At 48.7% G+C, this 1,565-nt stretch carries 1 rRNA gene (running past one end of the window); it reads right to left on the bottom strand.

Annotation, left to right across the window (positions count from 1 at the left end):
• A 23S ribosomal RNA gene (locus tag L1S47_RS20435) occupies window positions 1–1,565 on the bottom strand (its annotated part extends 1,430 nt beyond the left edge of the window); the annotation flags it as partial.

Below are 1,565 nucleotides of genomic sequence, written 5' to 3'. Positions count from 1 at the left end.
CCAAAATGGACTTCCCCATCACACCTCAGAATTGTTAAGACGGATTTGCCTATCTTAACTCCCTTAGTGCTTAGACTAGCATCCAATAGCTAGCACACCCTATCCTCCTGCGTCACGCCATCGGTAATAACGATGGTAGTGGTATCGGAATATCAACCGATTGTCCATCACCTACGCCTTTCGGCCTCGGCTTAGGTCCCGACTAACCCTCAGCGGACGAGCCTTCCTGAGGAAACCTTAGGTTTTCGGCCTGTGAGATTCTCACTCACATCTCGCTACTAATGCCAACATTCTCACTCGTAATCAGTCCACCGCTCCTTACGGTACGACTTCAGCCCGATTACGACGCTCCTCTACCGCTTGCTTACGCAAGCCCGTAGCTTCGGTGGTAAGTTTGAGCCCCGAACATCTTCGGCGCAGGATCTCTCGACTAGTGAGCTATTACGCACTCTTTTAATGAGTGGCTGCTTCTAAGCCAACATCCTAGTTGTCTTAGAAATCCCACATCCTTTTCCACTTAACTTACACTTTGGGACCTTAGCTGACGATCTGGGCTGTTTCCCTTTTGACTACGGATCTTATCATTCGCAGTCTGACTGCCGGACTCATAGTATATGGCATTCGGAGTTTGATAAGGTTCGGTAAGCGATATGCCCCCTAGCCCATTCAGTGCTCTACCTCCATTACTCATATCCGACGCTAGCCCTAAAGCTATTTCGAGGAGAACCAGCTATCTCCGAGTTCGATTGGAATTTCTCCGCTATCCACAGCTCATCCCATGGTTTTTCAACACCAACGTGGTTCGGTCCTCCACGAGATTTTACTCTCGCTTCAACCTGGCCATGGATAGGTCACCCGGTTTCGGGTCTACGGCATGCAACTCTGTGCCCTATTCAGACTCGGTTTCCCTTCGGCTCCGTACCTTAAGTACTTAACCTTGCTACATACCGTAACTCGTTGGCTCGTTCTACAAAAAGCACGTCATCACACTCATATGGTGCTCTGACCGGTTGTGGGCACACGGTTTCAGGTTCTATTTCACTCCCCTCCCGGGGTTCTTTTCACCTTTCCCTCACGGTACTGCTTCACTATCGGTCATCGGGTAGTATTTAGCCTTGGGAGGTGGTCCTCCCTGCTTCCCACAAGGTTTCACGTGTCTCGTGGTACTCTGGATCAGAACTGACTATTTCGCATTTTCATCTACAGGACTATTACCTCCTACGGTGGAACTTTCCAGTTCTCTTCGATTAACGCAATTTAGTATTTATGTTCTGTCCGCAACCCCAGAAATAAATTTCTGGTTTGGGCTCTTTCCTTTTCGCTCGCCGCTACTAGGGAAATCGATTTTTCTTTCTCTTCCTTCAGGTACTTAGATGTTTCAGTTCCCTGAGTGTACCCTCCTTAAGCTATGTATTCACTTAAGGATACATGGGGTTTCCCATGTGAGTTTCCTCATTCGGAGATTTCCGGATCACAGGCTATTTGCGCCTACCCGAAACTTATCGCAGCTTATCACGTCCTTCTTCGGCTCCCGATGCCAAGGCATTCACCATGCGCCCTTTATA

The organism is Clostridium sp. YIM B02551 (assembly GCF_022324735.1).
In the GTDB taxonomy this organism is placed as follows: domain Bacteria; phylum Bacillota; class Clostridia; order Clostridiales; family Clostridiaceae; genus Clostridium_T; species Clostridium_T paridis.
Note: the sequence above shows the minus strand (reverse complement) of the source record. Positions and strands in the feature narration are given on the sequence as shown.